This is a genomic window from Microbacterium sp. W4I4, from assembly GCF_030816235.1.
Taxonomy (GTDB): domain Bacteria; phylum Actinomycetota; class Actinomycetes; order Actinomycetales; family Microbacteriaceae; genus Microbacterium.
The window spans coordinates 2,672,314-2,685,207 of record NZ_JAUSXT010000001.1; the positions used below are offsets into that span (position 1 = coordinate 2,672,314).

The following is a 12,894-nucleotide window of genomic DNA, read 5'->3' on the forward strand; positions in this document are numbered from 1 at the left end:
CCATGACCGGACGCATCATCATCGACCTGTTCACCACTCTCGACGGCGTCGCCCAGGCACCGGGTGGTCCCGAGGAGGACACCAGCGACGGCTTCCCGTTCGGCGGATGGCAGGCGCCACTGCAGAGCGAAGCCGTGGGCGCGAGCGTCGGCAAGGGCATGGAGACCCTTGACGCGCTGCTGCTCGGACGGCGCACCTATGACATCTTCGCCGGGTACTGGCCGAACCACACCGACGGTCCCGAGGGCTTCATCGGGCAGCTGTTCGACCGGGTGCCGAAGTACGTCGCCTCCAGGGATGCCGACATCGCACTGGATTGGCAGGGCTCCACGCGGGTCGGCGAGGACCTGGCATCCGAGATCGCGGCGATGCGCGAGAAGCATCAGGACGTGCACGTGATCGGCAGCATCGACTTCGTGCAGACCCTGCTGGCCGAGCAGCTCTACGACGAGCTGCAGCTCTGGGTGTACCCGGTCGTTCTCGGCCAGGGCAAGAAGGTGTTCCCCGAGGGCGCGGCGCCCGCGAACCTCAAGCTCGTGCATTCAGAAGCCGGCGACGGCGGGGTGCTGATCCTGCGCTACGCGCCCGTCTCCGGCGAGGTGGAAGTCGGCACGATGGGGTCCTGATGCAGGCTGTCCCTTCCGCTGGGACGCACCTGCCCAGTACATTCTGAATCAGCACATTGCCGTCGGTTCGGCAGAGTGAACCACCCGGACGGCGGACGGCGATGTCGCCACGCGCCGTGAACTCGTGAGGGGACGAGATGACGACATATCGCGCGCACGCCCGGAGGTCGCTCAGCGGCATCATCGCCGGAGTCGTGGCACTGACGATGCTGACGCTGGGCGCCACGCCCGCAGCGGCCGAGGAGCCGACGACCGGCAGCATCTCGGGGACGGTCGTCGCGGATGGCGATGGCGCACCGGTCGCCGGGGCGCGCGTGTCCGCGCAGGCTGATGACGGGTCCGGTGTCGTCGAGACGATGACGGATGCCGATGGCACGTACCAGCTCGAGGGGCTGATGCCCGGTGACTACGTCGTGCACTTCGAGCCGTCGACCGATGTGCTGCTCGCGGAGTACTGGAACGATGCGCGGCAACAGTGGCGCGCCGAGCGGATCACCATAGAGGCGGGTTCAGCGATCACCGGTATCGACGCGCGTCTGACTGCGGTGGGGTCGATCGCAGGCACGGTCACGCAGGACTCGGACGGCAGTCCGATCGCCGGGATGCAGGTGAGTGTGACGGGCAATGAGACCGGCGCGTGGGCATCCGCCACGACGGAGAGCGACGGCACGTACGTGATCCCGGGGGTGCCGGTCGACTCGTACATCGTCACCTTCCACACCGACGGCACCGCGTTCGTCAGCGAGTTCTGGAGCGATGCAGCCACGTGGGACGCTGCCGCACCGGTCGCTGTTGCGGCCGGTGCGTCGGTGACCGGCATCGACGCGGCCCTCGCCGTGGGAGGTGCCATCGCCGGAACAGTCACGCGCGCGTCGGACGGAACAGCGGTGGCGGACACGTTCGTGAATGCACTTTTCGCGAACGGCGAGATCGCCGGCAGCGGATATGCCGGCGTGAACGGCGAGTACCGGATCGACGGGCTGCGCGCGGGTGACTATGTGGTGCAGTTCGGTTCTCCCGATGCGGCGCTCGTGGCCGAGTACTGGGACAACGCTCGCAGTCTGGCAGAGGCGACGCCGGTCACAGTGGTCGGGACGCAGACGGTGACCGGCATCGACGGCTCCCTCGACGCGGCCGGGTACGTCAGCGGCACGGTGACGCGGGCGTCCGATGGCGCTCCCGTGAGCGGCATCGTCTTCGTCATGGACGTCTCCGGCGATAGCGGCATGGTGGGTGCCGACGTCATGGAGGATGGCACGTATCGCGCCGTCGTAGCGCCCGGAACCTATCAGGTGATGTTCCAGGCGTGGGATTCCACGCTGCTCACCGAGTACTGGCAGAACGCTCGGAGCGCATCCGAAGCGACAACGGTGACGGTGGCATCGGAGGAGGAGATCCAGGGGATCGACGCCGCGCTCGATGCGGCAGCGATCATCACCGGCGTCGTGAGTCTGGACAGCGACGAGGATCGCGAGGTCATCGTCGACGCCTACGACGGATCGACACTGGTCGCCTCAGCGCACGCGAGCCTCGACGATGGGTCCTACACGCTCGCCCTTCCGCCCCGGCACATACACGCTGAAGGCCTCTGCCGTGTTCTACAACCACAGCCGCACGACGGTGAAGCCGCAGTACTACGACGGCGCGTCGAACGCGAAGAAGGCGACGCCCGTGGTCGCCGATGACGGAGAGGCGCTCACCGGCATCGACTTCACTCTCGTGGCGAAGAAGAAGGGCAAGGGCTGACCCGGGGTCGATCCTGACTGAGGAGCCTCAGCTCGCCAGCATCCGCTCGATCACCTGCGCGACGCCGTCTTCGGCGTTCGCGGAGGTGACCTCGTCGGCGGCATCCCGCACGACGTCGATCGCGTTGGCGACGGCGACGCCGTGACCGGCCCACTGAAGCATCTCCAGGTCGTTCAGCGCGTCGCCGAAGGCGAGCACCTCGCTGCGGTCGATGCCCAGCCGCGTGCAGACCTGCGCGAGACCGGTCGCCTTGGTGACGCCTTGCGCCATCACCTCGACGAAGGGCGCGCCCGACAGCGTCGCCTCGAAACCGCTCAGCCCCAGTGACTGCAGCGCGGCAAAGATCTCCGGGATCGGTACGGACGGATGCCGGATCACGAGCTTCAGACTCGGCGCACCCACCACGTCCGCCAGCGGCACACCGCCCATCGAATCCGGATGACGCTTGTGGTCGTTCACATCGGCGATCGCGGCGTAGCCGTCCTGCGCGACGAAGCCCTCACCGGCATCCCGCACGCTCGCGAAGAGCAGATCCGGGATCACCTCGAGCAGCGCATCGGCCAGCTCCTGCTGCACAGCGGACGGGATCTCCTCGGCGAACAGGTGCTCGCCGGTGGTCAGATGCACGCCGTATGCGCCGTTGCCGCACAGCGCCCAGCCGTCGAACCCGGCCTGCGCGGCGATCGGACGCAGCCCGATCGGCTGCCGTGCCGTCACGGGGACCGTCGGGATGCCGGCATCCCGGGCAGCGTCCAATGCCGCACGCGTGCGCGGCGAGACGACTCCCGCGTCGTCGAGCAGGGTGCCGTCGAGGTCGGTCGCGATCAGACGGACGCCTGAGGCGGGAAGGGTCACGCGAAGATCATCGGCAGGTCGTCGTCGTCCTCCGCCGCGCCGAGGGAGAGGTCCACGGCCACAGGCACGTGGTCGCTGGGCTGCTCGCCCTTGCGCTCATCGCGGTGGATCTTCGCGGCGGACACGGCGTTCGCGAAGGGTTCCGATCCGAGGATGAAGTCGATGCGCACGCCCTCGTTGCGGGGGAACTTGAGCCGCTGGTAGTCCCAGTACGTGAACCCCTCGGGGATCAGTGGGCGCACGACATCCGTCAGTCCCGCCGACTCCAGCGCGAAGAACGCCGCGCGCTCCTCGGGCGAGACGTGCGTGGATACGCCCTCGACGATCGATGGGTCGCCGTTGTCCTTCTCGAACGGGATGATGTTGAAGTCGCCGACCAGCGCCAGCGGGCGGCTCGGGTTCGCGGCGATCTCGGCCGCGGTCGCGGTGCGCAGCGCTTCGAGCCAATGCAGCTTGTACGCCAGGTGCGGGTCACCGAGGGCGCGGCCGTTGGGCACGTACAGGCTCCACACCCGCACGCCGTCGACGGTCACGCCCAGCGCGCGCGCCTCGAGCGGAGCATCCGGACCCTCATGACCCTTCGCGAATCCGGGCATCCCGTCGAACCCCGTGCTCACCTCGGTCATCGGCAGACGACTCGCGATCGCGACGCCGTTCCACTGATTCAACCCGTGCACCTCGACCTGGTACCCGGCCTCCTCGAACGGAGCGTACGGGAACTGCTCCGGCTTGCACTTGATCTCCTGGAAGGCGAGCACGTCGATGTCCTCGCGCACGGCGAAGTCGACGGCGCGTCCCACGCGCGTGCGGATCGAGTTGATGTTCCAGGTGGCCAGACGCATGCGTCCAGCCTATTCGGGGGAGCCGACACCCTCGGCGCCACGGTGGAAGATCGCCGCCGCCTCGGTGCGATTGGCGGCACCCACCTTCGCGAGGATCGCCGACACGTGCACCGACGCGGTCTTCGGCGAGATGAACAGGCGTCGCCCGATCTCGGGGTTGGTGAGCCCTTCGGCGACGAGTTCGAGCACCTGCCGCTCGCGGGCGGTCAGCTCCGGCAGCCCGGTACTCGGGGTGCCCGCCAGGCCCGCGCGTCCGGCGAGCTCCCGCGCCCAGCGCGCCACGACCTCGATGCCGTGCGCAGGAGCACCGGTCGCGATCATCTCGAGCAAGGCGGATGCCGCGTCGCGCTCGCCCGCATCGAGCAGCGCCTCCGCCAACCGGTACCGGGCGTACCAGAGCTGGCGTACGGGCACGAAGCCGTCGGCGGCGAGGTCAGATGCCGTGCGCCAGGCGTCCACGGTCGCCGCCGGTGATTCGGCATCCGCCCGCGTGGCCTCCGCGGCGACGAGCGCCTCGAGCGCGGCGGTCGGATCGTCCCGGCCGTGCCGTCCCAGTGCGTCGTCGATGAACTCCCGCAGCTGCGCTTGGTCCTCAGGTGCGACGCCGGCCCGCGTCGCCTCCGCGAGGGCGCGCGCCGTCGGCACCACGTGGGGCCGGCCGATGCCCGGTTCCAGGCCGGCGCGGGCGATGTCGAGCGCCCCCGCGAGCGCCGTGTCGACGAGGAGCGCACGCGTCGTGACATCCGTCGTCCCCTCGGCTTGATTCAGCGCCGCCTCGAGCGTGCACGTGCCCCAGCCGGCGACCTCCTCACCGTCATCCGCGATGAGCTCGGCGATCGCCGCAGCGTGCTCGTCCCGCAGCGAGCGCGCCCGTTCCGGGCGATCGCTCCAGATATCGGCCAGACTCAGCAGGCGCCAGCCGAACGAGCTCATCACCTGCGGGCCGACGATGGTCGCGAGATCGCGCCGTGCCACGCGACGCCCTCCTTCGATGTCTCCCAGGGCGAAGAGCGCCTCGGCGACGTTCAGGTCGATGCCGAACATCACGTCGGTCCCCTTCGGCGTCTCCTCGGTCCTGCGATGGGCGAGCGCCACCGCCTCGCGGAAACGACCCAGGCGCACAAGGGTGTCGAGTTCGGTGATGAGGTTGATCTGGTACTGGCGCTCGGTGAGCCGAAAGGCGGGGAAGCGGCGCAGATTGGCGAGCGCCGCGTCGAGCCGGCCGGAGGTGATCTCGAGAGTCGACGCGGTGTCGAGCACCCTGGCGCTCAGCACGCGATCGTCGAGAATGTCGCTGTGCGCGATCGCAAGGGCGGTCATGCGCTCCAGTTCCGACACGCGCTCGCCCCGCACGTCGAAGGTCGCCGTGCGGATCCTCGACACCAGGCAGTCCACGATGAGGGCACGCGTTGAGGGGTCGGGGTCGGGATCATCGAGGTCGATCAGGGACAGCGCCTCCTCGCTGGCGTCGCGGGCGCCGGCCGTGTCGCCCAGGTTCGAGTGCGCGTAGCTCATCGCGTTCAGCAGCCGGGCGCGCTCCGAGCGCTGCTCCGGCCGGACCTCGGCCAGCCCGGCACGGGCGATGAGCATCGCTCGGCGGGGATCGTTGAGCGCGTTCTGAGTCGTCACGGCGAACAGGTCCAGGCGCGACATGCCGACGTGCTGCTCCGCATCCGGAACCTGCGGCCACGACGCCAGCATCCGCTCGGCGATCTGCGAGGCGACCAGCTGGGTCGCCGTCGCGAGAGCGAATCGGCGCGCCACCACCATCGCGGCGAAGGCACGGGTCACGTCGCGGGCGTGCCCCCAGTGCTCGGCGGCTCCGGCCGCCAGCTCGTGTCTGCCCGCGGCGATGCGCAGGTCGAGCGCCGCGGCGTAGCCGGCGTGCAGCTCGGTACGGATGCTGGGCAGCAGGTCGTCGTGCACCGCCTCCTGCAGCAGTGCGTGCCGGAAGGCGTAGCCGTCGCCGTCGGTGACGAGGATGTTCGCCGCGAGGGCCTCGCGCAGCCCGTCGTGCAGCCGGTCGCGCTCGATGCGCCCGTCGGCGGTCTCCTCCAGCAGATCGCTGTCGACGTGCACTCCGCCGGCGGCGAGCAGATCGACGGTGGCGCGGGCGTCGGCCCCGAGGGTCTCGACCCGCGCGAGCAGCAGGTCGCGGAGGGTGTCGGGAAGGCGTCGGTCCGCGAAGGCGATGAGCTCCTCGATGAAGAAGGGCAGGCCGTCGCTGCGCTCCACGATCTGCTGGACGGCGTCGCCGTCGAGCTCCGGCGCGAGCATCCGCGTCAGGCGGGCGGCGTCGTCGGCGGTGAGCCGGTCGAGGTCGACGAAGGCGACGGCGCGATTGCGCTCGAGGTCGCTGAGGACGCCGCGCAGGGGATGTCCGCGGCCCACGTCGTCGGTGCGGTAGGTCAAGATCACGGTCAGGTGCGCACCGCGCAGCGTGAACGCGAGAGTCTTCAGCAGGGCGAGGGTGGCGGTGTCGGCCCAGTGCAGGTCCTCGATGAACAGCACCGGATGGCGGTCGACGCTGAGCTTCTCGAGCAGAGCGCCCAGAGCATCGGCGACGGCGTCGGCACCGGGAGCCGCGGTCGCGGGAGAATCAGTGGACATCTCGGGCAGGATGCCGGCGAGCGCGCTGCGTACAGTGGGAGTCGCGGCGTCAATCAGCAGGTCGCCGAGCTGCGAGTGCAGGTCGCGCAGCATCCGGCGGATGGGTGTGTAGGGGCTGCCGATCTCGCCCATGTCCACGCACTGGCCGGTGGCGAAGACGGGCTCGGGTGCGGTGATATCGCGGGTGGCCTCGCTGCGGAACTCCTGCAGCAGGCGGGTCTTGCCGATGCCGGCCTCGCCGCGCACGATGACCACTTGCGGGACTCCGCCGCGTCCGGCCTCGAACGCGCGGCGAAGAGTGGATGCCGCCTCATCGCGCACGATGAGCGCTGTCGACGATGACATGGTCATGCCTCATCGTGGCATGCGGGGTGCGGGGCGGCCACTGCTCATGCGTGGCGGGGAGCGCGGGTGCGGCGGGCGGTCGGCAGCAGCGCGCGGCGGATGCCGGCGGAGATGCGCTCGGCGCGCGTGAGGCGCGGGGCAGCCGTGTGGCGCTCGGCGCGGCGCTCCAGTGCGATGCGGCGGATCTCGAGCTGGCGGTTCAGTTCGGCAGTGCGACGCGACTCCATCATGGATGCGGCGTTCAGGTACTCGTACATGTCGTTCTCCTTGTTCGTGCCCCGTTCGGTGCGGGGCTGATGAGAACGACGATCCTCTCTGAGGGGCGGGTGCTGAATCGGGCGGATGCCTTATCTTGCGGGCACCGCGATGGGCCCGGCCCGGGCTGAGGGGGCCTCAGACGACGGCGCGGCTGTCTGAGGCCCCTCATGCCGGCGTCGTGAGGGGCCGATGCCGCGAACACCGAGTCCGGCTCAGCGCTCGGTCGGGTCGCCCGTGCCGATCAGGATGCCGCGGGCCAGCGTGTGGAAGTGGCGGTTGAAGCCGAGCACGGCCGGCGTCGCGCCGATCTCCAGGTCCAGATGATCGACATCGAGCGCGTCTACGACGAAGAAGTAGCGGTGAATCCCGGTGCCTGCGGGCGGGGCTGCGCCGATGTAGCGCTCCAGGCGCGCCTCGTTCGGCAGCACCGCCGATCCTCCCGGCAGGCTCTTCGTGGTGCCGTCGCCGCTCTCGAGCCGGCGTGCGTCGGCGGGCAGGTTGTACGCGGCCCAGTGCCAGAAGCCCGAGCCGGTCGGGGCATCCGGGTCGAAGCAGGAGATGGCGAAGCTGAGCGTGCCGGCCGGCGGCTGCGACCATTCCAGCGTCGGATGCTGGTCTTCACCCCCTCGGCTGGACGACCAGGCGAAGCCCGGCAGCGGGCCGCCGGCGGTGAAGTCGGGGCTGGTCAGCTCGAGCGGCGGCACGGGGCGCAGTTCGGCGAGGGCGGCATAGGGATCGTACGAGAACATGGGTGGCCTCCTTCCTTCCACGCTAGGCCAGCTCACGGCATCCGGGTAGGGGACGCGGCAGCGGGGACGAAGCCGGGCGGCGAATACACTGGTGCCGTGACCGATCTCGCCGCTGACCGCCAGGCCCTGCTCGACCTCATCACCGCCGAGGCGGTGTTCCATGGCGACTTCACGCTTTCCAGCGGCAAGAAGGCGACCTACTACGTCGACATGCGCAAGCTGACCCTCGACCATCGGGCCGCCCCCGCGATCGGGCGCATCATGCTCGACCTGATCAAGGACCACGACGTGTCGGCCGTCGGCGGGCTCACGCTCGGCGCCGACCCGATCGCCAACTCCGTGCTGCATGCTTCCGTGGCATCCGACCGTCCGCTGGACGCGTTCGTCGTGCGCAAGGAGCCCAAGGACCACGGCCGCGGCCGTCAGGTGGAGGGTGCGGATGTCGCGGGCAAGCGCGTGATCGTGCTGGAGGACACGTCCACCACCGGGCAGTCCGCACTGAAGGCGGTCGAGGTGCTGCGTCGCGAGGGCGCCGAGGTCGTCGCCGTTGCCGTCATCGTCGATCGCAAGACGGGCGCGCAGGCCGCGATCGAGGCCGAGGGCCTGCAGTGGCTGGCCGCGTTCGACCTGGACGACCTGGGGCTCGACCCGCAGTAATCGTCTGCTCAGCGGCATCCATCAGCTGCCGCACGGAGGAGTCGCCGCGAAAGCGCACAGTCTTCGCCCACTCGTCGCGGATGCCGTCGACGCATGGCTCAGAAGAACAGCATTGCCTTGTACGCGACGACTGATGAGACCACGCATAGGCCGATCGTGACCGCCACCCCTGCCAGCGGGACGAAGCGAACGCGTCGGTGCCGGCGCAGCGCGACGATCAACAGCAGAGTCACGAGCTGGATCAGCGCAGTCACGATCATGAATCCTCGAAAGTTGTATTCAAGGAGGCCCCAGTCGCAGTTCGGCGAGCAGCCCGGGGTGGAAATGCCCAAGAATCCGACCCAGAACACGGCCGCCATTGACAGCAACAGCTGGATGCCCCAGTTCACGAGACTGCGCCAGTACTCGACGACCGGTTTCGGTCGGAGCCAGAGTCCGATTGAGGCTGCCACGCCGCCCGCGATCGCAGCCGCCAATGCAGCAAGTCCGAACAGCTCGTTCATCCGGTCAGTGTCCGCATCGATCGTCCGATCGGATGTCCGACTGGTGCGGCACGTCGCGATCCACTAGCCGGCCTGAATCAGCTCGACGACCGCGTCGGGGTCGTCTTGGGGCGAGAGCCCCAAAGTGACCTGGTCACCGCTGATCGGTTCCATGACGGATACGGCCGAGACGATCTCATCGCCAGCCTTCATGAGAAGGCGGGACTCAGTGCCGGCGTCGCTCGCCTGGGTCGTGAGGTCGTTGAGCACTTTGGCGCCCTCATCGGTGAACGTGACGTCGACGGCATTCTGCTCGTCGTCGTTGCGCGCCACAGCAGTCTCGACGGCTGCTTCCTCGAAGTCAGAGGGGCGCATCAGGTGCTCATCGCCCACGGGAATGCATTGCGGGTCAGATCCGGCATCACATGTCTGTGTGATCGCCAGCTGGATCGACCCTCCGCTCTGCGATGCCGGGGTCTCGCTGTCGCCGGCCACGGCACACCCGCATAGGCCCAGCGACACAAGGATGACGAATGCGAATCGGGCCGTTTGCTGTGTCATCGTCGCTCCCCCTGGTCGTGCGACAGCAGCCGATTGATTACCGGTATCCTTGCCAAGCTAGGGGACACCGGCAGCGCACGCCACCGGCGCGCCTGACGAAAATCGTGACCATTCCCTGCTCGGGCGGATTCGCGCGCAAGGTAGGGGCGCATGCACTCCTGATGACCGACGCAACGCGCAAGGACAGCGATAGCTATCGGCGGGCATTAGGCGACTACACCTGACCGTCTCTGACTTCCCCGTTTGGGAATCCCGGAGGCAGGGTGCGGGCCGCGCGCACCGACCGGCAGGCGATGAAGCGGGTACCTCCGTGAACGAGCGTTCAACGGCACAGGTGAGGGATGCCTGTCGATGCCTTCGAGCGTCTGTGGTCAGGAGCAGGCGCTGTCTGACCACACCTCAACAACGCGATCGATGTCGGGGTAGCCGGCGGTGTCGAGCTGATCCTTGACGTGAAGGGTCACGGTGAGCAGGTACGCCTCGCGTTCGAGGGCTTGGGCCGATGTGTTCGCTCGTTCATAGTCGTTCTTGGAATCGTTAAGCAGGCTGACCGTCGAAGCCAGTGCCACAGGCGACACCTCTGCTTCGGCAAGCGCCGCTTCGGCAATGACCCGGGCCTCGTCACTGGTTCCTTCACGCGGGTCGCCAATCCACCACGAACCGGTACAGGCTGCACCGGCCGCAACAAACTCGTCAACGCGATCGGCGGGACCACGAACCAACGCGCATCCGGCGAGCAATGCGCTCGCGAGACAGGCGATTCCGAGGAACGCGATGCGACGAGTTCTCATCCCACGAGGATACGGGACGGGTATGCAGAACTGTTCTCGGCACCACGAGCGCGGCGGGCAGAGCATCCAGCGCCGCGGCGAACTCCGCCGTCTCGATGCCGGCCGCCCGTTGAGCACGGTCCATCACCCGTCGGCGTTCGCCGCCTCGTTCACGCGGATGCCGGGTGCCAGCTTCCCGGCAGACTCGAGCTCGGCGAATCGACATCGGCGCACGGCTTGGAAGGTTTTCAGCAGGCCTATTCAGCGAGAGCGCTTCGATTCTGTCTCTGGTCGCGGGGGTGGCGTGTCTGTCGCCGAGGTGGGGTGGTTCAGACGCGGGCATGCGCGGGCACTTCGGCAAGTGTCCGCAGAGCGGCAGGGCGCCGGGCAGCACGCACACCGTTGAGGATCACGAAGACCTCCGCGATCTCGTGCACGAGAACCACGCCGGCCAGCCCGAGCACACCGAAGAGCGCGAGCGGGAAGAGCACGACGATGATCGCGAGGGCGAGCACGATGTTCGCGGTCATGATCCGGCGGCCACGACGAGCGTGGGCGAGAGCCCCGGGGATCAGCCGGAGATCGCTGCCGGTGAAGGCGACGTCGGCGGACTCGATGGCAGCAGCTGATCCCTTCAGTCCCATGGCGATTCCGACGGTGGCGGTCGCGAGGGCGGGGGCGTCGTTGATGCCGTCACCGACCATGGCCGTCGGGCGCACGGCTGCGAGTTGTTCGATGACGGCGGCCTTGTCGGCGGGGAGCTGCTCTGCGCGGATGTCAGAGATGCCCGCCTCTGCGGCGATCGCGCGCGCGGTGCGTTCGTTGTCTCCGGTGAGCATCGTGATCCCGATTCCGGCGTCCTGCAGCAGTCGCACGGTCTCTGCGGATTCCGGGCGCAGTTCGTCGCGGATGCCGATGAGACCGGCGATCCTGCCGTCGGCTTCGACGACGACAACGGTCATGCCCTTTTCGGCCATGTCATCGGCCGCGCCCTTTAACGCGCCGGGGTCGAGCCAACGAATGCTCCCGACCCGGACCAGGGTGCCGTCGACGTGGCCGGTGATGCCGTGGCCGGCGTCTTCCATCACGTCCTCGGCTGAAAGCCTCTGGGGTGCGGCGGCGCTGATCGCGGCGGCGAGCGGGTGGCTGCTTGTCGCTTCGACTGCTCCCGCCCAGGTCAGCAGATCTTCGCGAGAGATGCCGTCTGCAGAGCGCACATCGACGACGGCCGGTTCATTGCGGGTGAGAGTGCCGGTCTTGTCCAGAGCGACCGCTCGGATGGTGCCGAGCTGCTCGAACGCCTCCCCGGACTTGATCACGACCCCGAACCTCGAGGCAGAGCCGATGGCGCTGATCACCGTGACCGGCACGGCGATCGCGAGAGCACACGGAGATGCGGCGACCAGCACGACGAGCGCGCGCTCGATCCAGGTCGACGGATCCCCGACGATGAACCCGAACACGGCGACGAGGGCGGCGGCGATCAGCACGACGGGCACGAGCGGGCGGGCGATGCGGTCGGCAAGCCGTGCGCGGTCTCCCTTTCGGGCGTGCGCCTGCTCCACGAGGGAGACGATCTGGGTGAGCGAGTTGTCGCGGCCATCCGCGGTCGCTTCGATCCGCAGTGTCGATGCGCCGTTCACCGAGCCCGCCGCGACCGCATCGCCGGGATCGACGTCGACGGGAATCGACTCACCGGTGATCGCGGAGGTGTCCAAGCTCGAACGGCCCTCCACGACGACACCGTCTGTGGCGACGCGCTCGCCTGCCCCCACGATGAGGATGTCGAGTTCACGGACGTCCGCGGCCGGGATCGTCGTGTCACCGGCGAGGCGAGAGACGCGCACGGTCTCGGGGATCAGGGACAGCAGGGAACGCAGACCCTCTTTCGCCCGATCCATCGCGCGGTCCTCGAGAGCTTCCGCCAGCGAGAACAGGAACGCCAAGGTCGCAGCCTCACCGACGTGGCCCAGTAGAACCGCGCCGATCGCGGCGATGGTCATCAGCAGCCCGACGCCGAGCCGGCCTCGGATCAGCCGGCGGATCGCACCGGGGACGAACGTGTATGCCCCGGCCAGCAGAGCCGCCGCGTGCAGCACGAGCGCCGGGATCTCGATGCCCGACCACTCGAAGGCGTAGCCGATGATCAGGAACAGCCCCGAGAGTGCCGAGGGGAGCAGTGCGAGGTCACGCCACCACGGCGGACGGAGCTCGTGCTCATCGTCATCCGCGCCGGCCCTGGAAGGCAGCGCCGGGCCGCAACAGGCGTCGCCTTCCTCGTGAGCCGGGGGTGCGGCGGTGTTCCGCCCAGGATCGGGGGCGCAGCATGCGTCTCCCGCGGTATGGGGACGCGTCAGCTCCATGCGCTGAATCGTGCGTGTCTTCCGGGGCTC

The 12,894-nt window shown here is 68.8% G+C and carries 12 protein-coding genes; 3 read left to right on the forward strand and 9 right to left on the reverse strand.

Annotation, left to right across the window (positions count from 1 at the left end):
* Positions 1–2: 2 nt before the first annotated feature.
* Positions 3–626: a dihydrofolate reductase family protein gene (locus QF046_RS12680; protein ID WP_307370329.1), complete on the forward strand. Its 624-nt coding sequence runs from the start codon at positions 3–5 to the stop codon at positions 624–626.
* A gap of 137 nt (positions 627–763) precedes the next feature.
* Complete coding sequence (locus tag QF046_RS12685; protein WP_307370331.1) at positions 764–2,311, forward strand: collagen binding domain-containing protein; 1,548 nt, start codon at positions 764–766, stop codon at positions 2,309–2,311.
* 88 nt (positions 2,312–2,399) lie between these two features.
* Here QF046_RS12685 and QF046_RS12690 read toward each other — a convergent pair whose 3' ends face one another.
* The 5 genes from QF046_RS12690 to QF046_RS12710 all read right to left on the reverse strand — a co-directional run bounded on the left by QF046_RS12690 (position 2,400) and on the right by QF046_RS12710 (position 8,031).
* Complete coding sequence (locus QF046_RS12690; RefSeq protein WP_307370333.1) at positions 2,400–3,227, reverse strand: Cof-type HAD-IIB family hydrolase; 828 nt, start codon at positions 3,225–3,227, stop codon at positions 2,400–2,402.
* Positions 3,224–4,069, reverse strand: a complete 846-nt coding sequence (locus QF046_RS12695; RefSeq protein WP_307370335.1) for an exodeoxyribonuclease III — start codon at positions 4,067–4,069, stop codon at positions 3,224–3,226. The genes QF046_RS12690 and QF046_RS12695 overlap by 4 nt, the downstream gene beginning before the upstream one ends.
* 9 nt (positions 4,070–4,078) lie before the next feature.
* On the reverse strand, positions 4,079–7,030 hold the full coding sequence (locus tag QF046_RS12700) for a helix-turn-helix transcriptional regulator (protein ID WP_307370337.1): 2,952 nt from the start codon (positions 7,028–7,030) through the stop codon (positions 4,079–4,081).
* A 38-nt stretch (positions 7,031–7,068) separates the two neighbouring features.
* Positions 7,069–7,281, reverse strand: coding sequence for a hypothetical protein (locus QF046_RS12705; protein ID WP_307370339.1), 213 nt, complete (start codon positions 7,279–7,281; stop codon positions 7,069–7,071).
* 213 nt (positions 7,282–7,494) lie between these two features.
* Entirely contained in the window at positions 7,495–8,031 is a 537-nt protein-coding gene (locus QF046_RS12710) for a YbhB/YbcL family Raf kinase inhibitor-like protein (protein ID WP_307370342.1), read from the reverse strand.
* A 96-nt stretch (positions 8,032–8,127) separates the two neighbouring features.
* Between QF046_RS12710 and pyrE the strand changes: the two genes are divergently transcribed.
* Positions 8,128–8,688, forward strand: a complete 561-nt coding sequence (pyrE, locus tag QF046_RS12715; RefSeq protein ID WP_307370344.1) for an orotate phosphoribosyltransferase — start codon at positions 8,128–8,130, stop codon at positions 8,686–8,688.
* Between the two features lie 98 nt (positions 8,689–8,786).
* On the opposite strand, the gene QF046_RS12720 is transcribed toward pyrE, so the two are convergent.
* From QF046_RS12720 to QF046_RS12735, 4 genes are all read right to left on the reverse strand, one after another.
* Positions 8,787–9,191 carry a hypothetical protein gene (locus QF046_RS12720; protein ID WP_307370346.1) on the reverse strand — a complete coding sequence of 135 codons (405 nt, stop codon included), beginning with the start codon at positions 9,189–9,191 and terminating at the stop codon, positions 8,787–8,789.
* A gap of 63 nt (positions 9,192–9,254) precedes the next feature.
* Positions 9,255–9,665 (reverse strand): hypothetical protein, encoded by a 411-nt coding sequence (locus tag QF046_RS12725; RefSeq protein ID WP_307370348.1) that lies wholly within the window; start codon positions 9,663–9,665, stop codon positions 9,255–9,257.
* A 437-nt stretch (positions 9,666–10,102) separates the two neighbouring features.
* Positions 10,103–10,522 (reverse strand): hypothetical protein, encoded by a 420-nt coding sequence (locus QF046_RS12730; protein ID WP_307370350.1) that lies wholly within the window; start codon positions 10,520–10,522, stop codon positions 10,103–10,105.
* 308 nt (positions 10,523–10,830) lie between these two features.
* Positions 10,831–12,864: a cation-translocating P-type ATPase gene (locus QF046_RS12735; RefSeq protein ID WP_307370352.1), complete on the reverse strand. Its 2,034-nt coding sequence runs from the start codon at positions 12,862–12,864 to the stop codon at positions 10,831–10,833.
* Between the last annotated feature and the right edge of the window lie 30 nt (positions 12,865–12,894).

Excerpts from the sequence above, each read along its gene's own strand:
- QF046_RS12705 (WP_307370339.1), bottom strand. The coding sequence starts at position 7,281 with ATGTACGAGTACCTGAACGCCGCATCCATGATGGAGTCGCGTCGCACT.
- QF046_RS12700 (WP_307370337.1), bottom strand. The coding sequence starts at position 7,030 with ATGACCATGTCATCGTCGACAGCGCTCATCGTGCGCGATGAGGCGGCA.
- QF046_RS12720 (WP_307370346.1), bottom strand. The coding sequence starts at position 9,191 with ATGAACGAGCTGTTCGGACTTGCTGCATTGGCGGCTGCGATCGCGGGC.
- QF046_RS12710 (WP_307370342.1), bottom strand. The coding sequence starts at position 8,031 with ATGTTCTCGTACGATCCCTATGCCGCCCTCGCCGAACTGCGCCCCGTG.
- QF046_RS12680 (WP_307370329.1), top strand. The coding sequence starts at position 3 with ATGACCGGACGCATCATCATCGACCTGTTCACCACTCTCGACGGCGTC.
- QF046_RS12695 (WP_307370335.1), bottom strand. The coding sequence starts at position 4,069 with ATGCGTCTGGCCACCTGGAACATCAACTCGATCCGCACGCGCGTGGGA.
- QF046_RS12685 (WP_307370331.1), top strand. The coding sequence starts at position 764 with ATGACGACATATCGCGCGCACGCCCGGAGGTCGCTCAGCGGCATCATC.
- QF046_RS12730 (WP_307370350.1), bottom strand. The coding sequence starts at position 10,522 with ATGAGAACTCGTCGCATCGCGTTCCTCGGAATCGCCTGTCTCGCGAGC.
- QF046_RS12735 (WP_307370352.1), bottom strand. The coding sequence starts at position 12,864 with ATGGAGCTGACGCGTCCCCATACCGCGGGAGACGCATGCTGCGCCCCC.